The 21,792-nt window shown below is 56.5% G+C and carries 25 protein-coding genes; 11 read left to right on the top strand and 14 right to left on the bottom strand.

Translation table 11 applies throughout. The annotated features are described in order from the left end of the window. Window position 1 precedes the first annotated feature (1 nt). Entirely contained in the window at window positions 2-562 is a 561-nt protein-coding gene (locus tag ACN0VD_RS02180; protein ID WP_417591144.1) for a Smr/MutS family protein, read from the top strand. Between the two features lie 33 nt (window positions 563-595). Here ACN0VD_RS02180 and dapE read toward each other — a convergent pair whose 3' ends face one another. The 9 genes from dapE to ACN0VD_RS02225 form a co-directional block, all read right to left on the bottom strand. Then, window positions 596-1,750 (bottom strand): succinyl-diaminopimelate desuccinylase, encoded by a 1,155-nt coding sequence (gene dapE, locus ACN0VD_RS02185; RefSeq protein ID WP_417591146.1) that lies wholly within the window; start codon window positions 1,748-1,750, stop codon window positions 596-598. Between the two features lie 10 nt (window positions 1,751-1,760). Continuing rightward, window positions 1,761-2,432, bottom strand: coding sequence for a glutathione S-transferase family protein (locus tag ACN0VD_RS02190; RefSeq protein ID WP_417591148.1), 672 nt, complete (start codon window positions 2,430-2,432; stop codon window positions 1,761-1,763). A 71-nt stretch (window positions 2,433-2,503) separates the two neighbouring features. After that, window positions 2,504-3,124, bottom strand: a complete 621-nt coding sequence (gene yihA / locus ACN0VD_RS02195) for a ribosome biogenesis GTP-binding protein YihA/YsxC (protein ID WP_417591150.1) — start codon at window positions 3,122-3,124, stop codon at window positions 2,504-2,506. Beyond that, the gene (gene yidC / locus ACN0VD_RS02200; protein ID WP_417591152.1) at window positions 3,121-4,980 is read right to left on the bottom strand and encodes a membrane protein insertase YidC; all 1,860 of its coding nucleotides are present in this window, start codon (window positions 4,978-4,980) and stop codon (window positions 3,121-3,123) included. Before yidC ends, yihA begins: the two co-directional genes overlap by 4 nt. A gap of 54 nt (window positions 4,981-5,034) precedes the next feature. Then, window positions 5,035-5,247, bottom strand: coding sequence for a membrane protein insertion efficiency factor YidD (gene yidD / locus ACN0VD_RS02205; RefSeq protein ID WP_417591154.1), 213 nt, complete (start codon window positions 5,245-5,247; stop codon window positions 5,035-5,037). A 2-nt stretch (window positions 5,248-5,249) separates the two neighbouring features. Beyond that, window positions 5,250-5,732, bottom strand: coding sequence for a ribonuclease P protein component (gene rnpA, locus ACN0VD_RS02210; RefSeq protein WP_417591156.1), 483 nt, complete (start codon window positions 5,730-5,732; stop codon window positions 5,250-5,252). Beyond that, a complete protein-coding gene (gene rpmH / locus ACN0VD_RS02215) occupies window positions 5,707-5,841 on the bottom strand; it encodes a 50S ribosomal protein L34 (RefSeq protein WP_074203543.1) in 135 nt (44 codons plus the stop codon). Before rpmH ends, rnpA begins: the two co-directional genes overlap by 26 nt. A gap of 108 nt (window positions 5,842-5,949) precedes the next feature. After that, window positions 5,950-6,285, bottom strand: coding sequence for a PGPGW domain-containing protein (locus tag ACN0VD_RS02220; RefSeq protein WP_417591158.1), 336 nt, complete (start codon window positions 6,283-6,285; stop codon window positions 5,950-5,952). 120 nt (window positions 6,286-6,405) lie between these two features. Then, complete coding sequence (locus tag ACN0VD_RS02225) at window positions 6,406-7,137, bottom strand: alpha/beta hydrolase (protein ID WP_417591160.1); 732 nt, start codon at window positions 7,135-7,137, stop codon at window positions 6,406-6,408. A gap of 179 nt (window positions 7,138-7,316) precedes the next feature. Between ACN0VD_RS02225 and ACN0VD_RS02230 the strand changes: the two genes are divergently transcribed. After that, window positions 7,317-8,825, top strand: a complete 1,509-nt coding sequence (locus ACN0VD_RS02230; protein WP_417591597.1) for a YifB family Mg chelatase-like AAA ATPase — start codon at window positions 7,317-7,319, stop codon at window positions 8,823-8,825. Between the two features lie 47 nt (window positions 8,826-8,872). Here the strand turns inward: ACN0VD_RS02230 and ACN0VD_RS02235 are convergent, their stop codons facing one another. Both ACN0VD_RS02235 and ACN0VD_RS02240 read right to left on the bottom strand, forming a co-directional pair. After that, window positions 8,873-9,295 carry a bactofilin family protein gene (locus ACN0VD_RS02235; protein ID WP_417591162.1) on the bottom strand — a complete coding sequence of 141 codons (423 nt, stop codon included), beginning with the start codon at window positions 9,293-9,295 and terminating at the stop codon, window positions 8,873-8,875. Next, window positions 9,285-10,481 carry a peptidoglycan DD-metalloendopeptidase family protein gene (locus tag ACN0VD_RS02240; RefSeq protein ID WP_417591164.1) on the bottom strand — a complete coding sequence of 399 codons (1,197 nt, stop codon included), beginning with the start codon at window positions 10,479-10,481 and terminating at the stop codon, window positions 9,285-9,287. Before ACN0VD_RS02240 ends, ACN0VD_RS02235 begins: the two co-directional genes overlap by 11 nt. A 246-nt stretch (window positions 10,482-10,727) precedes the next feature. On the opposite strand from ACN0VD_RS02240, the gene ACN0VD_RS02245 reads away from it, so the two are divergent. The 9 genes from ACN0VD_RS02245 (at window position 10,728) to ACN0VD_RS02285 (ending at window position 17,881) form a co-directional block, all read left to right on the top strand. Beyond that, complete coding sequence (locus tag ACN0VD_RS02245; protein WP_417591166.1) at window positions 10,728-11,981, top strand: glutamate-5-semialdehyde dehydrogenase; 1,254 nt, start codon at window positions 10,728-10,730, stop codon at window positions 11,979-11,981. Between the two features lie 10 nt (window positions 11,982-11,991). Continuing rightward, complete coding sequence (locus tag ACN0VD_RS02250; protein WP_417591168.1) at window positions 11,992-12,633, top strand: nicotinate-nucleotide adenylyltransferase; 642 nt, start codon at window positions 11,992-11,994, stop codon at window positions 12,631-12,633. A gap of 92 nt (window positions 12,634-12,725) precedes the next feature. Continuing rightward, a complete protein-coding gene (gene rsfS / locus ACN0VD_RS02255) occupies window positions 12,726-13,049 on the top strand; it encodes a ribosome silencing factor (protein ID WP_417591599.1) in 324 nt (107 codons plus the stop codon). Between the two features lie 12 nt (window positions 13,050-13,061). Further along, on the top strand, window positions 13,062-13,484 hold the full coding sequence (locus ACN0VD_RS02260) for a 23S rRNA (pseudouridine(1915)-N(3))-methyltransferase RlmH (protein WP_417591170.1): 423 nt from the start codon (window positions 13,062-13,064) through the stop codon (window positions 13,482-13,484). Between the two features lie 5 nt (window positions 13,485-13,489). Further along, window positions 13,490-14,686 (top strand): murein hydrolase activator EnvC family protein, encoded by a 1,197-nt coding sequence (locus ACN0VD_RS02265; RefSeq protein WP_417591172.1) that lies wholly within the window; start codon window positions 13,490-13,492, stop codon window positions 14,684-14,686. A gap of 127 nt (window positions 14,687-14,813) precedes the next feature. Beyond that, window positions 14,814-16,178 carry a S41 family peptidase gene (locus ACN0VD_RS02270; protein WP_417591174.1) on the top strand — a complete coding sequence of 455 codons (1,365 nt, stop codon included), beginning with the start codon at window positions 14,814-14,816 and terminating at the stop codon, window positions 16,176-16,178. Between the two features lie 9 nt (window positions 16,179-16,187). After that, window positions 16,188-16,673 (top strand): disulfide bond formation protein B, encoded by a 486-nt coding sequence (locus ACN0VD_RS02275; RefSeq protein ID WP_417591176.1) that lies wholly within the window; start codon window positions 16,188-16,190, stop codon window positions 16,671-16,673. Then, the gene (locus tag ACN0VD_RS02280; RefSeq protein ID WP_417591178.1) at window positions 16,666-17,205 is read left to right on the top strand and encodes a demethoxyubiquinone hydroxylase family protein; all 540 of its coding nucleotides are present in this window, start codon (window positions 16,666-16,668) and stop codon (window positions 17,203-17,205) included. The genes ACN0VD_RS02275 and ACN0VD_RS02280 overlap by 8 nt, the downstream gene beginning before the upstream one ends. Window positions 17,206-17,257: 52 nt before the next feature. Next, window positions 17,258-17,881 carry a hypothetical protein gene (locus ACN0VD_RS02285; protein WP_417591180.1) on the top strand — a complete coding sequence of 208 codons (624 nt, stop codon included), beginning with the start codon at window positions 17,258-17,260 and terminating at the stop codon, window positions 17,879-17,881. Here ACN0VD_RS02285 and ACN0VD_RS02290 read toward each other — a convergent pair whose 3' ends face one another. The 3 genes from ACN0VD_RS02290 to ACN0VD_RS02300 all read right to left on the bottom strand — a co-directional run bounded on the left by ACN0VD_RS02290 (window position 17,882) and on the right by ACN0VD_RS02300 (window position 21,775). Further along, window positions 17,882-19,657 carry a DUF885 domain-containing protein gene (locus ACN0VD_RS02290; RefSeq protein WP_417591182.1) on the bottom strand — a complete coding sequence of 592 codons (1,776 nt, stop codon included), beginning with the start codon at window positions 19,655-19,657 and terminating at the stop codon, window positions 17,882-17,884. It lies immediately after the preceding gene. A 61-nt stretch (window positions 19,658-19,718) separates the two neighbouring features. Further along, on the bottom strand, window positions 19,719-21,233 hold the full coding sequence (locus ACN0VD_RS02295; protein ID WP_417591184.1) for a PH domain-containing protein: 1,515 nt from the start codon (window positions 21,231-21,233) through the stop codon (window positions 19,719-19,721). Beyond that, window positions 21,230-21,775, bottom strand: a complete 546-nt coding sequence (locus ACN0VD_RS02300; protein WP_417591186.1) for a PH domain-containing protein — start codon at window positions 21,773-21,775, stop codon at window positions 21,230-21,232. Before ACN0VD_RS02300 ends, ACN0VD_RS02295 begins: the two co-directional genes overlap by 4 nt. Window positions 21,776-21,792: the final 17 nt, after the last annotated feature.

The following is a 21,792-nucleotide window of genomic DNA, read 5'->3' on the forward strand; positions in this document are numbered from 1 at the left end:
CATGTCCGACCGGCCCCTTACCGCCGGTGAAAAGGCGCTCTGGCAGAAATTTATCGAGACGGTAAAACCGCTTGATCAGGGGCGGGTGAAGCGCGTCGAATCGCTTCCGGTCGCCAAGAAGCGGGTGCAGGATGCCGGACCAATTACAGCCGAACATTTTGGCGGTCAGCCCAGCAAGGCTGTACCGCTGCGTGACCAGAAGCCGGTGCCCACCCGGCACGGCCTTGATGGTGGATGGGACCGCCGCTTGGCCAAGGGGATGGTGCAACCCGATGTTACCGTCGATCTTCACGGTTATACTCTGTCCTCGGCGCATGGGCGCCTCGACAGTGCACTGGAACTGAGCATCGCGGCAGGCCATCGCGCAATATTGCTGATTACCGGAAAAGCACGAAGCGATGAGGAGCGCAGCCGCGCGGGCGGTCGCGGCGCGATACGCTCGGCGATTTCGGATTGGCTCGCGGCATCGCGTCATGCATCCCGTATTGCTACTGTCCGCAATGCCCATCCGCGGCATGGCGGCGCCGGCGCGCTCTATATCATATTGCGCCGTCCGCGCTGAACGGGGCATAGCGCCAGATGCGGCAAGCCTGTTTCAAAAGCGGATTAGGCGAAGAGCTCGTTCGACAATGAGCGCGAAAATCTTTGACAACTGGTCGAGATCGTCGATGGCGACCGCTTCGTCCAGCTTGTGCATGGTTGCATTGCACAGACCGAATTCAACCACCGGCATGATCTTTGCCAGAAAACGTGCGTCCGAGGTACCGCCTGAAGTCGACAGTTCCGGTTCCACTCCTGTCACTTCGCGAATCGCGCCCGCAACGATGTCGGAAAATTCGCCGGGCGGTGTCAGGAACGGTTCGCCGGAAATAATCGGTTTCAGTTCTCCGCCATGCCGCTCGACAATCTCCTTCACCATGGCGCTCAGGCTTTCGCCGCTATGCCGGTCGTTGAACCGGATCGACAGCCGGCCTTCAGCCTTGGCCGGGATGACATTATGCGCCGGATTGCCGACGTGGAGGTCGGTAAATTCGATATTGCTTGGCTGGAACCAGTCGGTCCCTTCGTCGAGTTGAAGCGAATCAATCTCGGTCAATATCCGGCCCAATTTCGTAATCGGGTTGTCGGCATTCTGCGGATAGGCGACATGGCCCTGCATGCCGTTTACCGTGATCCACATATTGACCGAACCCCGGCGTCCGATTTTCATCATGTCGCCGAGCCGGTGAACCGATGTCGGTTCGCCGACCAGGCAGAGGTCCGGGGTGATCCCGCGCTCGGCCATCAGTTCCATGATCGCGACCGTGCCAAAACGCGCCGGCCCTTCTTCGTCGCCCGTGATGATCATGCTGATCGTGCCGAGATCGGCGGGCAGTTGATCGAGCGCACCAACAAAGGCCGCTATGCTGCCCTTCATGTCGACGGCACCGCGTCCGTAGAGCAGAGCACCGCGTTCTTCCGGAACGAAAGGATCGGTCTGCCAGCCCTGACCAGGCGGGACGACATCCAGATGCCCGGCATAGGCGAAGTGACGTGATCCGGGAGCACCATGACGAATGGCAAAGAGATTCTCGACCGGCCCGCCAAGCTCTGCGTCTTCCAGAGCGTCGCCAGCAATAAACCGCGATATCTCGAAACCTAGGGGCGCGAGCATCGCTTCCATCTCGTCAAACACGCTGCCGGTGGCAGGTGTGATACTGGGCCGAGCTATCAGTCGCTTTGCATAGTCGAGCGTATTTGTACGGGTCATTACAGGCCGATCAGCTTTTTGCCGTTGCCGGCTGTTCGAGGCGTTCGATGACCCAGGGCTCTTCCTCGGCGGCTTCCATCCACTGAACTGTCCATTCGTGATCGATTATGGTCTGCATATAGCTGGTGGCAAAGCCGGGCAGGCGGAATCCATATGTCTGGAATCGCGAAACAATAGGTGCATACATGATATCGGCAGCGCCATAGGTGCCGAACAGAAACGGCCCACCACCGCCGAAGCGCGCCCTTGCCTGGGCCCAGAGTTCGATGATCCGGGCGGCATCGGCCTTGACCTCGTCGCTGATCGGGAGACCCTCGTAAATCTTGCGGGTGTTCATCGGGCATTGACGGCGCAGCGCCAGATAGCTGGAATGCATTTCTGCGGCCATCGAACGGGCCATGCCGCGTGCCGTCTCATCTTTCGGCCAGAAGCGGTCCCGGTGGGTCTTGTCGGCGAGCCAGTCGATAATCGCCAGACTATCCCAGACCACGGTCTCCCCATCCCACAATATCGGTACTTTACCACCCGAGGGCGCGAAATTTTCACTCGACCGGACATGGTCCCAATCGTCTCCGAATAAGGGCACGGTCAGTTCTTCGAAGGACAGGCCCGACTGTTTGCAGGCAAGCCAGCCGCGCATCGACCAGCTGGAATAGGCTTTGTTTCCGATTATCAGTTTCATCACATGCCCCATAATCAAATATGATCGGCTATGTCGAGAAAAGCCGCATCAAGCAGTCAGCTTTCGGGCGGTTAGCTCTCGACGGCTTCAAGAACCGCAAGCCGAAGTTCGTCGATACCCTGTTTCTTTTCCGAAGAGGTGAGGAGCAGCTCGGGATGGGCTGCAGGATGCTTCTTGGCTATGGCTGCGACCTTTTCCGCCATGATATCCAGTTGTTCCTGCTTCACCTTGTCCGCTTTGGTTAGCACCACCCGGTAGCTGACCGCCGCCTTGTCGAGCATCTCCATCACTTCCTCATCAACCGGTTTGATGCCGTGCCGCGAATCAATCAAAACGAAGGTCCGTTTCAACACTGCCCGCCCGCGGAGATAGTCGTTGATAAGAAAGCGCCATTTCTGAACCACTTTCGGCGGCGCCTTGGCAAAGCCGTAACCCGGCATATCGCAAATACGGAAGATCAGCGGATCACCAATGTCGAAGAAATTAAGCTCCTGCGTCCGACCGGGCGTATTGGAGGTACGCGCCAGACCATTGCGGTTGGTCAACGCATTGATCAGCGAGGATTTTCCCACATTGGAACGGCCGGCAAAGGCGATTTCCGGGACCTTCGGATCCGGCAAAAATTGCAGTTGCGGTGCGCTCTTGAGAAAGCTGATAGGCCCCGAAAAGATTTTCGGATGAAGGGATGTCATGCCCCGGCCTTGTCAGCGGCCGCTTTTTTCGCTTTTTCCTCGGCTTCCTTCGCCATCATTTCCTTCATCTGCGGATGACGGGAATAGAGCCATTTCTGCTGCGCGATGGTGAGGATGTTGGACACCGTCCAGTAGAGCTGCAGTCCTGCGGCAAAAGGTGCCATGATGAACACCAATATCCATGGCATGATGCTGAAAATCTGTTTCTGCATCGGATCCATCGGTGCCGGGTTCAGCTTGAACTGCAGATGCATGGTGATGCCCATCAGGATCGGCAATATGCCGACCGCCAGGAAGCTTGGTGGATCGAATGGCAGCAGGCCAAACAGGTTGACCGGTGTTAGCGGGTCAGGTGCGCTGAGATCCTTGATCCAGAGGATGAACGGCTGATGGCGCATTTCAATCGACAGCATCAGCACCTTGTACAGGGCGAAGAAGATGGGAATTTGCAGGAAGATCGGCAGACAGCCGGCCAGCGGATTGACCTTTTCGTCCTTGTACAGCTTCATGATTTCTTGCTGCTGCTGTTGCTTGTCGTCCTTATACTTTTCCTGAATCGCCTTCATCTTTGGCTGTACGGCGCGCATTTGCGCCATCGACGCAAATTGCTTCTGCGCGATCGGGAACATGATCCCGCGCACGACGAAGGTCATCAGGATAATCGCCACACCGAAATTCCCGACCAGTTGGAACAGCCAGTTGAGAAGATAGAAAAGCGGCTTTTCGAACCAGTAGAACCAGCCCCAGTCGATGGCGCGATCCAGATTTATGATGCCAAACTCTTCCTGATATTTCACCAGTACCGCATTTTCCTTGGCTCCGGCAAATAGACGGGTTGTGGTTTTCAGCTGTTGGCCCGGGCCGATGATTTGCGGGCTCTTTTTCGCAATTTCGGCCTGGAAGATATCACCAACGCCGGAACGGAATTTTGCATCGACATCGGAAATATTGTCCGGGATCAAGGCGCCCAGCCAATATTTGTCGGTAAAGCCAAGCCAACTGACGTCCTTGTCGTAGGAATTTGTGCCGGCAACCGCCGAGGTGCCAAACATGCGGACAAAAAATCCCGGCTCTTCACCGGCAAGATTTTCATAGTCCACATCATAATTTGCCGCGCCTTCATAGACGCCGATGGGACCGGAGTGGATAGTCCAGGTGCTTGCTTCCTCCCGCGGAATATTATCGAGGTCCCGTTTCCGGTTGATCAGGCCATAAGGTTTGAGCGCGATTGCATTCTCGCCGCGATTCGTGACGCTTTGTTCAGCTGTGATCAGATAATCTGAATCGATTGAAAGTTTGATGGTATAAGTTTGTCCGGTCTCGTTGGTCCATTTCAGGGTCACTGGTGTTTCAGGGGTCAGCTTGCTTCCGTCAGGCGACCAGATCGTATTGTCGTCAGGGACCGCAACACCTTCGCCGGCCCAGCCGAAACGGCTGAAATAGGCGTTCTCGGTTCCCGATGGAGAAAAGAGCCGGACCGGTTCGCTGTCCTTGCTCATGTCGACCGAGTGGTCGGTGAGCGTAAGGTCGTCGATACGTCCGCCTTTAAGGTTGATTGACCCTTTCAGGCGCGGTGTTTCAATCAAGATACGCGGACTCTCGGGCAAAACTTCGGCCAGAGGACGAATTTTGTCGGTTGCGGCACCAGTGGAAATGTCCGTGTTGCCAATTGTGGGCACGGTTGCAGGGGATGCTGTATTTCCAGACGCTTGATCGTTGGCCGGAGCATTATTCTGTTCCACGACCTCATTCTTGTTGGCCATATCCGGAAAGAACTGTTCCATCAGCATTGGCCAGCCAAACAGGATGATTCCGGTGAGCAGTACCGCCATGATAATATTGCGTTTGTTATCCACTATGTCGTCCTGTTTTCGGCCATTTGTTGCAAATAGGATTGGTAAATGGGGGCATCAAGGCACCGGGTCGTAGCCCGAGCTTCCCCAAGGATGGCAGCGCAATAGCCGTTTCGCCGCCAACCAGCTACCCTTAATTGCACCATGTTTATCGATCGCTTCGATCGCATAGGCGCTGCACGTCGGCTGGTAGCGGCATGTGGGCGGCAATATTCGCGATGGGCCCCATTGCCAACAGCGCACGCAGAAGATGAAAACAGACTTGAGCATTTCTAGTCGAGCTTTTTCGCCAGATATTTCAAGCCCTTTTCCAGATCGGCTTTCACGGCAGCGAAATTGGCCTCATGCTTGGTTTTGCGACCGATCATCACATGGTCGACACCCGGAATTCCTGCATCGGCCAATGTGTCGGCAAGCAAGGCTCGAAACCGACGTTTCATCCGGTTTCTTGCAACAGCGTTGCCGATTTTCTTGGTGACCGTGATGCCTTGCCGAATCGTTCCCGCCGGGATGCTGTGGTCACTGCGGCGGCGATGCGCGAGCAAGATAAAATTGGGGGTAACGAATCGCGTGCCACGATTGGCCGCGAGAAAATCGGCGCGTTTCCGAATCACTTCGACAGTTCGACCGGAAACGGTCGGTACCGAATCGGTTGAAGAATGCTGCGAGTCCGAACGGTTTGGCGACAGGCGTGCGTCGACAGGCGCAGCACCGGCGGTCACGTTGGTTTTAGGCAGAGAGTTTCTTGCGGCCACGGGCACGGCGGGCAGCCAGCACTTTGCGACCGCCAACGGTGGCTTTGCGGGCGCGGAAACCATGGCGCCGTTTGCGGACCAGGCGGCTCGGTTGAAATGTGCGCTTCATCGCGATTATCCTACGTCAAAATTTCGATAAAAAAGGGCCGCCAAAAGCTGCGGCCGGTACGTTGTCGCTGCGATTAGGCAGGCAGGCGCCGAAAGTCAAGCATTTGCGCTAGACTTTCTTGTCGCGATTGCCGGTCTTTACCTTGCCGAAAATCGGCAGCTCAAAATGATCAGGCAGCACCTTGTGATGCCTTCTGCGCATGGCCCAGTCGGTCCACTTGCCGTAATGCGGAAATCTCCGCTTGAAATTGACATAACGTTTCTTTGCCCAGCGAGAATTTTGCAGGATCAGGGCAAGGCCAATTGGAAAGACGATTATAAATCCGGGGCCGGGAAGGGCACCAATGATCGGTGAGATGAGAATCAGTGTGAATCCGATGACGGTGAGCACGAATCGTACCCCCGACGTATATCTCCACCGCTTGTTTATCAGTTTGTCGTCCATCACATTCCACTTGGTGCTTCGCAACGAAAGTCGCAAGCGCGCTATTACAACTAAAGCGCGCGAAAATGATTATCGTTCCCGTGATGCACGGGGCGTGAATGGAATGTTCGTAAAAAACAGCTAGTGAACGAGTTGAAAACGGGCCATGTCGCTGCGGGAAAGACGCAATTGCTGGGAGAAGGGCACGCTGTTGGTCAAAGCGTAAAACGCTTTTGCCGTGGGCGCGGAAACGCCCATTTCCCGATAATAGTCGAGATATTCAGCGTGAACCGGATCACTGGCCGGATAGTCATTCGCTTCCCGGCCATATTCATCCATCCAACTGTGCACGATGAACTCCGCATCCGGATGCGCGGTCCGGCTTGTCCCCGCAAGGAAAAGCTCCACGGCACCCGAGCGGACCGAGCCACCGGCCGGTACATGGGTGCTGATTCCGGCGCGGCGGATCATCCGTGCGAGTCTAAGGTTGGCTTCTTCATCAACCGAGCCGTCGCAATCGCGCATTATGATTCGTCGAATTTCCGGATATTGGCTGAGCATCTGGCGGAAGACTGCCGGCGTGTAGCTGTCGACAGTCCCTGTCATTTCCACCGTGTCCGAGGCGATAACGCGAAACGGACCAAATTCGCCGAACATGCTTGCAACAGGCGTATAAGACGGCGCTGTTTCAAATATTTCATATTCCAGCGTTTCCACTGTTTCCGTAACCACATAGCTGCTTGCACTACGGGCAGGCTCGACAGGAAGCAGCAGTGCGGCAAACAGCAGGAACGTGCCAACAAAAACGCCGACGCTCCATCCTTCCGGTGCGCTGCGATCTTTATCAGCAATCGGTTGTTTGCTCCATTCCATAGGGCTTTATTGCGGGTTAAGCGCTTTCCAAAGCGTAAGGGCGCGTGGTTGCGACAATATTAACCCGTTTCCCGCCTGGTATTTCGAGAGTTTTGACCGTTGCGGCCAAGTGAAGGTTGATGCTCGACTCAAGTCCCGGCGGCCGCCACTGTTTCCGCTATGAAATTGGGGCGACCATGATGGTGGCGCTGGTTCAGACGGTGGCTTATCTCGGACTGGAAGCGCGTGGTGTCGAAGTGCAATGTCAGGTTGCACCGGGTTTGCCTGCGTTTAATGTTGTCGGCCTGCCGGACAAGGCGGTTGCCGAAAGCCGTGAACGGGTACGTGCGGCCATTGCGGCGATGGGACTTTCGCTTCCGCCGAAAAGGATCACGGTCAACCTGTCGCCCGCCGATTTGCCCAAGGCCGGTTCCCATTATGATCTGCCGATTGCGCTGGCCTTGCTGGGAGCAATGGGCATTGTCGATGCCGAGACATTGGCGAGCTATATTGTCGTCGGGGAATTGTCGCTCGACGGTCGACTGGCCACCACGCCTGGGGTTCTGCTGGCCGCGCTTTACGCATCGGGCAAGAATCTCGGTTTGATTTGTCCGGCGTCGCAAGGGTCCGAAGCGGCCTGGGCGGGTGATGTCGAAGTGTTGGCGCCGACCAACCTGTTGGCGCTGCTCAACCATTTCAAAGGCCAGTCGATATTGACGCCGCCTGAGACCGGTCCCGCGCCTGAACCGGACTATGGACCGGATCTCAAGGATGTCAAAGGACAGGAAACCGCCAAACGGGCGTTGGAGATCGCCGCTGCCGGGGGCCATAATCTGTTGATGAACGGACCGCCGGGGTCGGGAAAATCGTTACTGGCATCCTGTTTGCCCGGTATATTGCCACCTTTATCACCGTCCGAAGCTCTGGAAGTTTCAATGGTGGCATCTGTCGCCGGTACGTTGGAAGGCGGACAGATGTCGCGGCAACGACCGTTTCGCGCACCGCATCACAGCGCCTCTATGGCGGCGCTGGTCGGCGGTGGGCTCAAGGTGCGACCGGGAGAGGTGAGCATGGCGCATTTGGGTGTCCTGTTCCTCGACGAATTGCCGGAGTTCCAGCGCCCTGTGCTCGATTCATTGCGACAACCGCTCGAAACAGGAGAGGTGAGCGTGGCTCGGGCCAATGCACATGTTACCTTTCCGGCGCGAGTCCAGATGGTCGCCGCGATGAATCCGTGTCGTTGCGGACATCTGGGAGATGCAGCTCTGGCCTGTTCACGGGCACCCCGATGCGCGGCCGATTATCAGGCGAAAGTGTCGGGCCCGCTGCTCGACCGGATTGATCTCCATATAGAGGTGGAAGCCTTGTCTGCTGCAGATCTCACAATGCCGCCACCAGCGGAAGGTTCGGAGATAGTGGCGGAACGGGTGGCCAGAGCGCGTTCGGTCCAGCGGCAGCGCTATGCCGATCTCGACACGCGGACCAATACGGAAATCGACGGTGACGTGCTGGAAAAATATGGCATGCCCGATGAACCCGGCCGGAAATTGCTGGCACAGGCAGCAGAAGCAATGCGGCTGTCGGCGCGCGGCTATACGCGGGTTTTACGAGTGGCCCGGACGATCGCTGATTTGGCTGGTACAGAAGCAGTCGGGCGCATACATCTGGCGGAAGCGCTCAGCTATCGCCGCCAAGCGCCTCGCAATTAACCTGACGATGCGTGTCGATCAGCACTGTTACGCAAAGATCAGCGGAATCAAGCGGCCTTGTCGCCTTCGGTTAGCTCCAGCGGGATAGCCATTTCGCTTTTGTTCAATGTCGATTTGGCAAGATTTGGTGCCTTGTTGCTGCGGTGCTTGAACTTGCCGTCGACATGGCCGCCCTGTTCGATGGTCACATTTTCATAAGTGACGTCACCGCCGATGCGGGCCGTGGATGCTATGGCGAGGTCGCCGGCATCGATCGATCCCTCTACCGCGCCTGAAAGGCTGGCATTCTGGGCAGTGATCGCGCCCTTGATCTTGCTCGATGGACCCTGGACCAGCGACAGGCATTTTACGTCACCGATTACTTCGCCATCGATATGCAGGTCGACCTTCGATTCGATATTGCCGGTAATCGTGATCCCGTCACCGATGATCGAGAAACTCGATCCGCTGCTGCCGTTACTACGAGCCACGGCTGGTGCCTGACTCGGCGCGGTTGGGCGAGTTGGCACGTTGTCGTGCGATGGCTTTAATTTTGAGAACATCTGTGTTCGCCTCCAAAAATGGCCGGGGATTAATTGCTTTTCCATTCAGCCGCACTTCAAAATGCAGATGCGTTCCGGTCGAGCGTCCCGTGCTTCCCATAGCCCCCAACTGTATCCCCTGTTCAATTTTTTGGCCAGTGGTCACTTCGATGCGTGACAAATGAGCATAACGCGTCATCAATCCGTTGCCATGCGTAATTTCGACGGTTTTGCCATAGCCGGACCTCCATCCTGCGTGGGTAACCTTGCCTCCGGCCGCTGCTAAAATCGGCTGACCGAGAGGTCCCCTGAAATCCATCCCGCTGTGCATGGCGCCTACGCCCGTAAAGGGATCCCGGCGATAGCCATAGCTGCTTGACAGCATCCCGGTGCTGGATGGCCTGCCCGATGGGATCGCTATCAGCGTCCGTTCCAGCGCATCCATTTGCTGGAGCGCGAGGTTGAGCCGTTCGAGTGTGGGATGCAGTTGCTGATTTTGTTTTTTGAAGTAAGGAATCAGCGGCCCGCCCATCGCATCCTTTGAATTCTTGCTCAGCTTATCGGGGTTCAGCCCGAATTTGCGAATCGCTTCCGCTGCCTGTTCGGTCCGTTTCATGGCCGCCTGTGTCAGATGCCGCGCATATATAATCTGGCGGGCTTCAAGTCTGGCAAGCTGGGCCGCTTCGGGAAAAGCCGCACTTATTTTTCTTGTGTTTTCGGACAGTTGTTCATCTGTCTTCTTTTGTTCCGCTGCCTTGACCGCTGCCGACTGTTCGCCAACAAACTGCTCGGTCATCTGATCCAGCACATCTTGACGCTGTTTGAGATCAGCGGCGACGTCTTCGATTGACTCTTTATAATTTGCGAGACGGCTTTCAGTGCTGTTTACCTCGGCTTCTTTTTGCGCGAGCGCCAGACGTTCGCCCGTGACGGTAAGCTGATTGATCATCATCGCCAGTGTAATCAATAGCCAGATAGCCAGTGCAGCCGCGATCGAATAGAATACGCGTTTCTGCAATTTTGCCGATATTGTGAGAAAACGGACCTGTCCGTGCGACCGCATGAAAAACTCGCGATCCGTAAACATATGATCCAGCCGGGCCTTAAGCCCTTGCTTGGTATTTTGTGTGTGCATGACCCGCTACTTTTTTCGTAACCCCTGTCAATCGGTTAGCAGAGGGTTGTTAATGTGGCGAATCGCAAGGGCACGACTCGTGACGAGACGAATGAGTCGTGCGGTGAATTGCGAAATTTGTAAAAAATTAATTATGACAAACCCGATTCCCACGAATCGTTTCTTGTCCTGCAAGAAAATTTTATTGCTTACAGAATTACCGATTTTGGGTTAAATTGCGGGTGTCTCCATGCTAGCAGCGCTTTCATGACAGACTCTGTACAGCTTATCACCGAAATGGGACAGAAGGCGCGCGCTGCGTTCACGATGCTGGCTGGCGCAAGCGATGCTCAAAAATCTGATGCACTGAATGCCGCCGCAAAACATTTGCGCGCTAGCCAGACTGCCATATTGGCAGCCAATCAGCGCGACATGGAAAGCGCGCGGGACCGTAAATTGAGTGACGCCATGCTCGACCGACTGATGATCGATGCAGGACGGCTTGAAGCCATTGCTTCGGCAGTAGAGCATGTTGCCAAACTTCCTGATCCGGTTGGACAAATCATCGACCGTTCCGAACGGTCCAACGGTCTGGTGATGGAGCGCATCCGGGTTCCGCTGGGTGTCATCGGCATCATATACGAAAGCCGCCCTAACGTTACCGCCGATGCGGCGGCTTTGGCGCTGCGTTCTGGAAATGCTGTTATTCTCCGCGGCGGATCGGAGGCGATAGAGAGCAACCGGGCAATTTTTGACGCCATGGCAGCAGGGGTGGTTGGAGCCGGACTTCCCGAACATGCCATTCAGCTCGTGCAAACCACGGACCGGGCAGCGGTTGGCGCTATGCTGAAGGCCACCGGTTTGATTGACATCATAATTCCACGGGGCGGTAAGTCGCTGGTCAAGCGGGTGCAGGATGAAGCAAGGGTACCGATTCTCGCGCATCTTGACGGCATAAATCATACCTATATCGGCAAGGATGCGGATCCGGACAAAGCCATCGCCATTGCGGTCAATGCGAAGATGCGTCGTACCGGGATTTGCGGAGCGATGGAAACATTGCTGATTGATCAGGATTATCCTGCACCCGGACCATTGGTGCGAGCGTTGATTGATGCCGGTTGCGAAGTGCGCGGCGATGATACCGTGCTCGAACTGGATGAGCGAATCGTGCCGGCGGACGCTGCGGATTGGGATACGGAATATCTTGCCCCTATCGCTGCTGTGGCGATGGTGAACGGCCTCGACGAGGCGCTGGACCATATTGCTCAACATGGATCGCATCACACCGACGTGATTGTTACCGAAAATATGGCGGTAGCCGAAAAATTCATCCAGCGCGCCGATAGCGCGATTGTGATGCACAATGCCTCAAGCCAGTTTGCCGACGGTGGCGAATTTGGGCTCGGTGCCGAGATCGGCATTTCCACAGGACGTATGCACGCACGCGGTCCGGTGGCTCTGGAGGGGCTGACAACCTATAAATGGGTGGTCCGCGGAACCGGGCACGTGCGGCCTTGAGCATCATTATATGAAAACCACCGGGCTGCTGGGTGGGTCGTTCAACCCGGCCCATGGCGCCCATCGGTCGATCAGTCTTTTTGCCATGGCCGAACTCGATCTGGATGAATTGTGGTGGCTGGTTTCACCGGGCAATCCGCTGAAGAAAGGGGCGAAGGATATGGCGCCGCTTCATGCGCGTCTGGCATCCGCACGGAAAATGGCGCGGCGGAGTGCGATCCGGCCGACCGCCATAGAAAGCCGATTGGGCACGAAATATACCTATGATACGCTGATCAAACTGGTTCGCCGCTATCCGAAACGGCAATTTGTCTGGATCATGGGAGCGGATAATCTGGCGCAATTTCATCGCTGGAAAGACTGGCGAAAAATCGCGCGGCTTTTGCCGATTGCAGTTATTTCCAGACCCGGCTATGATGACGACGCTTTTGCGGCTCCCGCAATGGCCTGGCTGCGGCGCTTCGTCCACCCCGCGCGCCAGCGTCGTAACTGGACCTACTGGAGTACGCCGGCGCTGACATTCCTGCGCTATCGTCCCGACCCACGCTCGGCCACCGCGATCCGGATGGCCCGGCCCCATTGGCATCAGCAATATGATGATCGCCGCGTTCGTGACGCGGTGACACACCGGCTGATTGGCCCAGAAGATTAGGATTTAAGTTGACGAAACCGAAGGTAAAAGCTCTGAAATCTGCCACTTCCAAGGAAGGAAAGGCCGAATCGGACGCACTCCATGCGCTTGTCATGAAATCGCTGGACGATGATCAGGCACAAGATGTCGTCTCGATTCCGCTGGCGGGCAAAAGCAATATTGCAGACCATATGGTGATCGCCGAAGGGCGTTCGACCAGACAGGTTGCGGCAATCGCCCAGAAGCTTGCCGAGCGGGTGAAGCAGGCCGGCGGCATCGCCCGAATCGAAGGTCTTGCCAATGCCGACTGGGTATTGATTGATGCCGGCGACGTGATCGTCCACTTGTTTCGCCCCGAGGTGCGCAGCTTCTACAATCTCGAACGGATGTGGGCCGTTGACGAGGAAGGTGACGCGGCAGACGTCGCCGAAGCGTGAATTAACGGCGCGATGAGACTGCATATCGTCGCCCGCGGAAAAATCGGTCGCAGCCCGGAAGCCGATATTGTGAATCGTTACGTGAAGCGTATCGCTTGGGATGTGAAGATCAGCGAGTTGCCCGATCAGGGCGGCAAGTCGCCAAAGCTTGATGGTCTCACCAAAATCATCGCGATGGACGAAGCTGGTGAAACCTGGACTTCGAAGAAATTTGCCGATTTGCTTTCGACCTGGCGCGATGACGGCGCGCGCGAAGCGCGGTTTCTGATCGGTGCGGCCGATGGTTTGAGCGCCGAAGAGCGCGCCAGCGCGGATCATTTCTTTTCTTTTGGTAAAGCCACCTGGCCGCATATGATGGCGCGGGCAATGCTCGCCGAACAGCTGTTTCGGGCGACATCGATTCTCGCTGGCCACCCCTATCACAGGGAAGGGTGACCGCGATGCGACGATTCATTCTCGTGATGACTGCAGTTGTCGGCGTCGGCTTTGGTGGCGCGGCGCTGATCTCCGCGCAGGCCCCCGGACCAAGTCTTGCGGAGCAGCAACGCAGTTTGATCTCGGCGCGCGAGCAATCTGAGCGCGCCCGCCAGCGCAGCGATGCCTTGCGACGGCAAGCGGAAGCGGCGAGCAACGATGCAGACAGGCTCGCCAGTGAAGCCGCCGCATTGGCGGCGCGCATCCAGGCAGCCGAAGCCGACATAAAGGCGGCGCGCACCCGCATCGCCATCGTGTCTCGGCTTCAGCAGCAGCAGCGGGCACGATTGGCGGAAAAGCAGGGGCCGATGATCCGGCTGACCGCTGCGCTTCAGATGATGACCCGCAAGCCAACCGCGCTTGTTCTGGTTGAACCGCGCTCGCTTGACGAGCTTATCTATATGCGGTCCATCCTGTCGGCAGTGATGCCCGAAATCGAACAGCGGACCGCCAGCCTTCGCGATGAGGTCAAACAGGGAGAGCAGCTTCGGCTGCAGGCCGCCAAGGCGATTGCGTCGCTTGACGAGAGCCAGCTGCGGCTGACGGAAAGGCGGCGGCAACTGGCTGGACTGGAAGCAAATGACCGGATCAATGCATCGCAATTTTCAGACGATGCCGGGATAGAGCAGGAACGCGCGCTCGCCCTCGGTGAGGAAGCGCGGGATATTGTGGATCTGATGGACCAGATTCGCGAAAGCGGTGCGGTGCGCGAAGCGCTGGCCGCGCTTGATGGCCCGTTACTCCCGCCCGACCAAGGTAGAGATCCGCCGGTTCGCGCGCAGAGCCAGAACAAGGATATCACCAGTGCCTATCTGCTACCGGTGGATGGCGAAATTGTCACCGGTCTCGGGGAAATTTCGGATAGCGGCTATCGCTCGCGGGGGCTCACGATTGCGGTTGCTTCGGGTGCTCAGATTGTTGCGCCGGCTCCGGGACGAGTGGCCTATGCCGGACGTTATCGGGGCTATGGCAATATCCTGATCATCGAACATGAGGCTGGTTGGACCAGCCTGATCACCAATATGGAGACGATCAGGGTCGCGGTCGGGGATCAGGTTGTGCAGGGTGCGCCGGTCGGACAGTCGGGATTCGATGACCCAACCGTCACCGTCGAACTGCGCCGCAATGGCCGCCCTATTGATATTGCCGCACTGATCGGCTGAAAACCTTTAAAGTGCGCTGAAAAATGTTGCTGATCGAACAGTTCCGTCATTTTTGGTTAAGCTGCTTGGCTTTAGGACTGATTCCAGCCTATATTTGATACCGATATATACACACAGGACAGCATTGATGAAAAAGCCCGTATTGCAAGCCGCCGCCCTGGTTTTGACCGTTGCGCTTTTACCCGCCACGACGTCGGCAATTTCCGCAGTGGACGCAAATACCTATCGCGAGATGGAACAGTTCATGAGCGTCTTTGAACGGGTGCGGAATGACTATGTTGATCAGGTGGACGATGCGGATCTGATTAAAGGCGCGATTGAAGGCATGCTCGGCAGCCTTGATCCTCACAGCAGCTATCTTGATGTCCGGGATTTCGAGAACCTGCGGACCCAGACCGATGGCAATTATGGTGGCCTTGGCCTTTCGGTCACTTTGGAAGACGGTGCGGTGAAAGTCATTGCGCCGTTCAAGGACACGCCTGCGGATAAGGCCGGTGTGAAAGCGGGCGACTATATCACCCATATCAATGGCGAACTGATTTATGGCGGTACGCTGGATGAAGCCGTCGAGGAAATGCGTGGTAAACCCGGCACGCCGATCAGTATCACGATTGTGCGCCCCGGCCGCGACAAGCCGTTTGACGTTACGATGGATCGCGCGATCATCGATCTCAAGCCGGTGACATGGGAGGTCAAGGACCAGATCGGTGTAATCAGCATCAACAGCTTTTCCGCTGATACCGGTGCTGACGTTGCCGCCGCGATTACCGGTATCGACAAGTCGCTTGGCAAGAAACCACTGGGCTATGTACTCGATTTGCGGTCCAACCCGGGCGGCCTGCTCGATGAAGCGGTTTCGGTATCGGACGTTTTCCTCTCTCACGGGGAAATTGTTTCGCAGCGCGGACGGGAAAAATCCGACATCGAACGCTATTTTGCGAAAAGCGGCGATGCTGCTGCCGGTCTGCCGATCATAGTCCTGATCGATGCGGGTTCGGCTTCGGCATCTGAAATTGTTGCCGGTGCCCTGCAAGACCATCACCGTGCCCTCGTCATGGGTGAGCGCAGCTTTGGCAAGGGTTCGGTGCAGACATTGTTGCCGCTTTCCGACAATAGCGCGCTACGCCTGACCACGGCCCGCTATTATACGCCGTCGGGCAAGTCGGTGCAGGAAGGCGGGATTGAACCCGATATCAACGTGCCACAATTGTCCGATCCGGATTACAAGTCCCGCCCCCGGTTCCGCGAATCCGATTTGCGGAAACATCTCATCAACGAGGTCAAGCTAGAGGATGAGGTGCTTGAAGAAGATAGCAAGGACGATCCGCGCTTCAGTCAGACTGCCGAAGAATTGAAAGAGCAGGGCGTCGAGGATTTCCAGCTTCATTATGCGCTGCAGACTATTGGCCGCCTCGGTCCCGACGGTTTGAAAATGGCGATGAACAAGGCAGCTAAAAAATCTGCCAAGAAAACAGTCGTAGCGAAAAATTAGGACCCGCTGATGACATCTGTTCGCAACGCCGGTTGGCTGGCCCTGATACTATCCTCGGCCTTGCTGGGCGGCGCATTGATCAGCCAATATGGGTTCGGCCTTTATCCTTGTGAAATGTGCATGTGGCAGCGATGGCCGCATCTTGTCGCTATTTTTTTTGCTTTGGCCGCTCTGATGTTTCGCCAGACATCGCTGGCGAAACCATTGGTGATAGCGGCAGCATTGGCGATATTGGTAAGCGGGCTGATAGGCGGTTTTCATGCCGGGGTGGAATATGACTGGTGGGAAGGTCTGACCTCTTGCGCCAGCAATATTCCGGCGGGTGACAATATGCTGGATTCGATCATGAACGCACCACTGGTTCGCTGCGATGTAGCACCATGGACGTTATTTGGTATTTCACTGGCCGGTTTCAATTTCCTGTGGTCGGTCAGCGGTGCGATCCTTATTTTGGCAATGGTAGCAACAGCACGCAAGGATTCGGAATATGTCTGAGACAAAATTGGGCCAGACAGGCGCTGATATTGCTTCGATGATCCGGGTCAATCAGGCTGGTGAATATGGAGCGGCGCAAATATACAAGGGCCAGCTGGCGGTGATGGGCGATGATGCTCCGGATAGCAGCGCGATTCACCATATGGCCGAGCAGGAGCAGCGGCATCTTGATGCTTTTGACCAGATGATCGCGGAGCGCGGGGTTCGACCTACCGCTCTGCAACCGTTCTGGAAAGTTGCCGGTTATGCGCTGGGCGCGACAACAGCGGCGCTGGGTCCACGCGCTGCAATGGCGTGTACGGCTGCAGTGGAAACCGAAATCGACCACCATTATCAGGAACAACTGGACGCACTTGGATCGGAAGACGATCCCGAACTGACCCGTATGATTGCGGAGTTTCGTGAAGAGGAGCTGGAGCATAAGGAGACGGCAATTGCCGCCGGTGCAGAAGATGCACCCGGCTATCCGATTTTAAGCGCAGCAATTCGATTGGGATGCCGGGTTGCGATAGGACTGTCGAAACGAATTTAGGGAGCGAAGCCCGCTTCAGCACCGGTTCAGACCGGTGCAGCCAAAGGAACCTATGATGAAGAAAATTTTGATCTCTGCTGCCGCGCTTTCAGGCGCTGGTTTATTGGCATTTCCGGTACAGGCGCAGGATGATCCCGGCGATCGGGTGAACCAGCTCGTCATTTATGGCGACGACCCCTGTCCGCAGAGCTCCGAGGACGAAATTGTCGTCTGCGCGCGCAAGGACGAGAGTGAGCGGTACCGCATTCCAGAAACCCTGCGGGGCGGCAGTCTCGGCGATGCCAAGAATCAGGCCTGGTCGGAACGCGTCAGGTCCTACGAATATGTCGGAAAATCGGGAACCAGCAGCTGTTCGCCGACGGGAGCGGGCGGCTTTACCGGATGCACACAGGCGCTGCTCAGCCAGGCCTATGCAGAAAAAGGCATTGATGACACGGTCAACTGGGGACAGTTGATCGAAGAGGAGCGCCAGAAACGACTGGCCCGGATCGATGCGGAATCCGATGCAGTGGAAGAACGGGTGCTGGAAATCGAAGCCGAACGCGAAGCGCGAGAAGCTGCGGCGGAAGAAGCAAGAGACCGGCTTGATGCGCAAGATACCGACGCGCTGGAAGCCGCCAATGATCTGGCCGTGCCACCGGGGGCCAATGAAACCCCCGGTCCGGATGATGAATGACTAGCTAGCCTTCCGGGCTTCTATCCACCGGTTTACCTGCGCTTCGAGCATATCCAGCGGCACCGCGCCCTGTCCCAGCACGACATCGTGAAACGCGCGCAGGTCGAATTTGTCGCCCAGTTCGCGGGTCGCCTTGCTGCGCAGTTCGCGGATTTTCAACTCGCCCATTTTATAGGCCAGCGCCTGACCGGGCCAGCTGATATAGCGGTTCACCTCTGCCTCGATATTGGCTTCGCTGAGCGCGGTATTGTCGGTCATGAAATCGATTGCCCGCTGCTTGCTCCAGCCCTTGCTGTGGATCCCGGTGTCGACGACCAGCCGGCATGCGCGCCACATTTCGTAGGACAGCCGCCCCATATTCTTGGCCGGCGTATCATATAGCTCCATCTCGATACCGAGCCGCTCCGAATAGAGCCCCCAGCCTTCGACAAAGGCGGTGAAAAACGCACCATGTTTGCGGAAGTCCGGCATATCGAGTTCCTGTTGCAACGCGATCTGCTGATGATGGCCGGGCACCGCTTCGTGAACACTCAGCGCAGGAATTTCCCAGAAGGGGCGCTGGTCGAGTTTGGACGTGTTGACATAATAGAAGCCGGCAATGCCGACGTCCGGCGAGCCGGGATTATAATATGCGGTGGTCGTGCCTTCCGCGGTTTCGGCCGGGATTTCCTTAATGCCATAAGGCAGGCGCGCCAGCTTGCCGATGATCGAAGGCATTTTGCCATCGATCATCTTGGTCACACGGGCGACCTTTTCCATCAGCTCTTCCGGCGTTTTCGCATAATATTGCGGATCGGTCCGAAGATGTTCAATAAACGCCTCGCGTGTGTCGTAACCAGCCTCCTTGGCAACTTCGACCATCTCGGCACGAATTCGTGCCACTTCGCTCAGGCCAATCTTGTGAATCTCGTCGGCGGTCTTGTCGGTCGTGGTCATCTGACGGACGCGGAAATCATAATATTTTGCACCACCGGGCTGGGCCGAGACGCCGGGCGCCTTGGCACAATTCGGGGCATAGTCTTTCATATACCAGTCGAGATGCTTTTTCAGGGCAGGATTAATCAGCGCGCTGATGGTTGCCATGGCGCTTCCCGCCAAGCCCTCAAAAACTTCGGGATCCATGCCGTCCGGCACTTTACGTTTGAACGGTTCGAAAAAGCGGGATTCGCGAGGATCTTCCGTGATCAGGCCTGAGATGCTTGTTTCATAGCCCACCATCGACACACAAGGTTGGACATAGCCGCCAGCGAGCGCCTGATTGGCAACTGCAATCGACTGGTCATTGATCTTTGCATATTGTTTCAGCCGGTTGACATAGGTCTGGTAATCCTGCTCGTTGCGGAACGGCAGGTTGTTTTGCATGCTGGCAAAATTCTGGTGCCAGCCGCCGCGATTGGTGAAATTGATTGTGCGCTGTCCGTAGCTGTTCGCCTCGATCTGTTCAGCGAGCGTCCGGCGCAATATGCCATAGTTGGTCTTGTCGTCCTCGTTCAGCGTTGCTGTGTCGATTGCATCCAGTTGCGCAAGCCAGGTCTTTGCCTTTGCCACGCGGCTGTCTTCGGCTTCGAGACTGGCATCGCTGACCCGACCAACCGGATCGTCTACTCCGAGGGAGGAGGCAAATTCGGGATATTCTTCCAGCTGATACGACCAATAGGCATCAATGACAGTATGTAATGCGGTTTCCTGCCGGTTGGTATCCGCTTGTGCATATGTCGGCGGGCTGATCAGCATCGCCAGAGGTGCCAGTATGGCTAAACTCGTTCTGCGCATCATATTCTCCCTGAACAATTTTATAATATCTCTGGCAACTATCGTGAATGATCGGGGCGTTGAGTCAAGCCTGATTTTGACGGGCGACAAGCATCGCGCGCAAATCCGTGGCCATCTGCAAAGGAATATCGTGGATCCGGAGCGGCGCAGTTGTCGAACCACCGGCAATGCCTATTGTGACTGTTGCCAGATCGAGCGGATGGTCGAGCGGGGACTGGCTGATATCGACGCTTTGTATCTTGCGGAACGGGAGGATCGTCAGCTTGCGCCGCCACCAGCCGGACCGGACATACATCTGATTGTTATCCAGGGCATATTGATGATGCTGCCAGTTGAGAAACAAGATTAATATGACGGGCAAGGCCAGCAAACTGATCGCCTGAAAGGCTGGATGCAGGAAAAATCCGGTGCCGAGAGCGATGGCAGTAATCAGCAGTCCGGCAATGACGGCTTTGCGCCACCAGAAGGCGGGGTTGACCCGCTGAAACTCGAGATCGAGCGGTGCCTGGTGGATCTTGCATAGGTCGAGGATCGGTTCGATTTCTGTCAAGCGTGCACAGGGAGCCGCGCTATGATCGGTTTCGCCATTGGCATCACTGGCGAGCGATATGAATTTCAGATGATACCAGCCAAATCGCTCCCGAAGCGGACCGGTCTGGATGACGGCAGCCTGAACGCGGTGGATCGGCATCACCATGTCTGTGCGGGTGAATAGCCCGCGCCGCCGCCGGAATCCCGGCTGGCCGCTATTGACCAGATCAAGGCGAAAACCATATTCGCGGACGAATGTTGCCACGATCCCGCTGACCAGGCCGATTGTAACCAGCGAGGAGATCGCCGCCATTGCGCCGATGATCCGCACCTTTGAACTGATGCTGTTGATCGCTTCCTGTTCCGGCAGGGCCTCGATCCAGCGGCGGGGGTCGAAAAATCCGTCGGGTAGAAGGAAATCGAGATTCTGGGCGACGGCACCGAATATGGCAAACAAAACGAACGAGAAATTGAACAGCCCGGCGATCAATATCCGGCGATTGTCCATGGCAAAGAGCGGCGGGGCCTCGGCGCCAACCACCTGATCATCTGACGGAGTTTCGTCAGCGCATAATCCGGCCTTATAGTCGCGGATCGTGTCGCGCAGCCCCTCTGCATCCGGTCGCGCCAATGCATCCAGTTGCCCATCGTCGCCGCCGCCTGCACCGGTTTCGAGTTTGACGGTCATAAGACCGATAAGCCGGCTGAACAGAGTCTGCTCAAGGCTGACATCCTGAATCCGGTCGAAGGGGATTGAGCGGTTGTTTCGGTTGAGCAGGCCACTTTTGATACGGATTTCGCGGGCAGTAACCTGGTAGGTGAAGCGCGACCAGATCAGCGCTGTCACCCCGACAACAAGTGCAACAAGCGCCAGCGCTGCGGGCGCGGTATAGGCCAGATTCTGGTCGAACAGGCTGAAGTGAAGGACGACAATTGCGATGATATTCCGGCCCAGCATCGTCGCGGATTTCATCAGGATACTGAGCGGGTGAAGCCGCCGGAAAGGGGCCGCATCTGGCGTTGTCAGGCCTGCCATGTGGTCGCTCATATCATGTCTTGGCGGATATGGTCCTTGATCGTATCGCGCATTTCTTCCGCATCGGCGGTGGCGAGGCCGGGCAGGGTCACGATGCTATTGTGGGTCCCGGCGGTGTGCACGATCAAGGTCGACAAGCCGAACAGCCGTTGCAGCGGACCCTGTGCGACGTCGATATGCTGGATGCGATTGAACGGGACAATTGTGTCGGTCCGCCAGAGAAAACCGCGGAGTATCCGCAATTGCTCGTCGCCCATGTCATAGCCCCAGCGGCGATAGATGCGATGGGGCAGGACGAAGACGATCAGAGCGGCGAACAGCAGCACGGGGATGAGAACCATCCCGGGGTCAACGCCAAGTTTCATTCTCATCACCCATTCGGCAATCATCCCGAGCGCCAGCAGGATTAGTGCATATATGATCATGGTGATCCGGATAAGGCTTTTCTGCGGCGGATGGAGCGGTGTAAGGCCTTGATTATAGGTGCTTTGCAGATCCGGTTCCACAGCCGAATATTGATCGGAAATGGAAGATTTGGAAGCATCTTTTGTCATGGCTTAGCTATGGCGAA

This window comes from Parasphingorhabdus sp. (genome assembly GCF_048267785.1).
Taxonomy (GTDB): Bacteria; Pseudomonadota; Alphaproteobacteria; order Sphingomonadales; family Sphingomonadaceae; genus Parasphingorhabdus.

Coding starts and splice junctions, on each gene's coding strand:
- ACN0VD_RS02225 (WP_417591160.1), bottom strand. CDS start 7,137: ATGGAATGGAGCAAACAACCGATTGCTGATAAAGATCGCAGCGCACCG.
- ACN0VD_RS02250 (WP_417591168.1), top strand. CDS start 11,992: ATGAAAACCACCGGGCTGCTGGGTGGGTCGTTCAACCCGGCCCATGGC.
- ACN0VD_RS02245 (WP_417591166.1), top strand. CDS start 10,728: ATGACAGACTCTGTACAGCTTATCACCGAAATGGGACAGAAGGCGCGC.
- yihA (WP_417591150.1), bottom strand. CDS start 3,124: ATGACATCCCTTCATCCGAAAATCTTTTCGGGGCCTATCAGCTTTCTC.
- rsfS (WP_417591599.1), top strand. CDS start 12,726: ATGAAATCGCTGGACGATGATCAGGCACAAGATGTCGTCTCGATTCCG.
- ACN0VD_RS02270 (WP_417591174.1), top strand. CDS start 14,814: ATGAAAAAGCCCGTATTGCAAGCCGCCGCCCTGGTTTTGACCGTTGCG.
- ACN0VD_RS02275 (WP_417591176.1), top strand. CDS start 16,188: ATGACATCTGTTCGCAACGCCGGTTGGCTGGCCCTGATACTATCCTCG.
- ACN0VD_RS02290 (WP_417591182.1), bottom strand. CDS start 19,657: ATGATGCGCAGAACGAGTTTAGCCATACTGGCACCTCTGGCGATGCTG.
- ACN0VD_RS02280 (WP_417591178.1), top strand. CDS start 16,666: ATGTCTGAGACAAAATTGGGCCAGACAGGCGCTGATATTGCTTCGATG.
- ACN0VD_RS02240 (WP_417591164.1), bottom strand. CDS start 10,481: ATGCACACACAAAATACCAAGCAAGGGCTTAAGGCCCGGCTGGATCAT.
- rpmH (WP_074203543.1), bottom strand. CDS start 5,841: ATGAAGCGCACATTTCAACCGAGCCGCCTGGTCCGCAAACGGCGCCAT.
- ACN0VD_RS02265 (WP_417591172.1), top strand. CDS start 13,490: ATGCGACGATTCATTCTCGTGATGACTGCAGTTGTCGGCGTCGGCTTT.
- ACN0VD_RS02230 (WP_417591597.1), top strand. CDS start 7,317: ATGGTGGCGCTGGTTCAGACGGTGGCTTATCTCGGACTGGAAGCGCGT.
- ACN0VD_RS02260 (WP_417591170.1), top strand. CDS start 13,062: ATGAGACTGCATATCGTCGCCCGCGGAAAAATCGGTCGCAGCCCGGAA.
- ACN0VD_RS02180 (WP_417591144.1), top strand. CDS start 2: ATGTCCGACCGGCCCCTTACCGCCGGTGAAAAGGCGCTCTGGCAGAAA.
- ACN0VD_RS02295 (WP_417591184.1), bottom strand. CDS start 21,233: ATGAGCGACCACATGGCAGGCCTGACAACGCCAGATGCGGCCCCTTTC.
- yidD (WP_417591154.1), bottom strand. CDS start 5,247: ATGCTCAAGTCTGTTTTCATCTTCTGCGTGCGCTGTTGGCAATGGGGC.
- ACN0VD_RS02300 (WP_417591186.1), bottom strand. CDS start 21,775: ATGACAAAAGATGCTTCCAAATCTTCCATTTCCGATCAATATTCGGCT.
- dapE (WP_417591146.1), bottom strand. CDS start 1,750: ATGACCCGTACAAATACGCTCGACTATGCAAAGCGACTGATAGCTCGG.
- ACN0VD_RS02285 (WP_417591180.1), top strand. CDS start 17,258: ATGATGAAGAAAATTTTGATCTCTGCTGCCGCGCTTTCAGGCGCTGGT.
- ACN0VD_RS02190 (WP_417591148.1), bottom strand. CDS start 2,432: ATGAAACTGATAATCGGAAACAAAGCCTATTCCAGCTGGTCGATGCGC.
- ACN0VD_RS02220 (WP_417591158.1), bottom strand. CDS start 6,285: ATGGACGACAAACTGATAAACAAGCGGTGGAGATATACGTCGGGGGTA.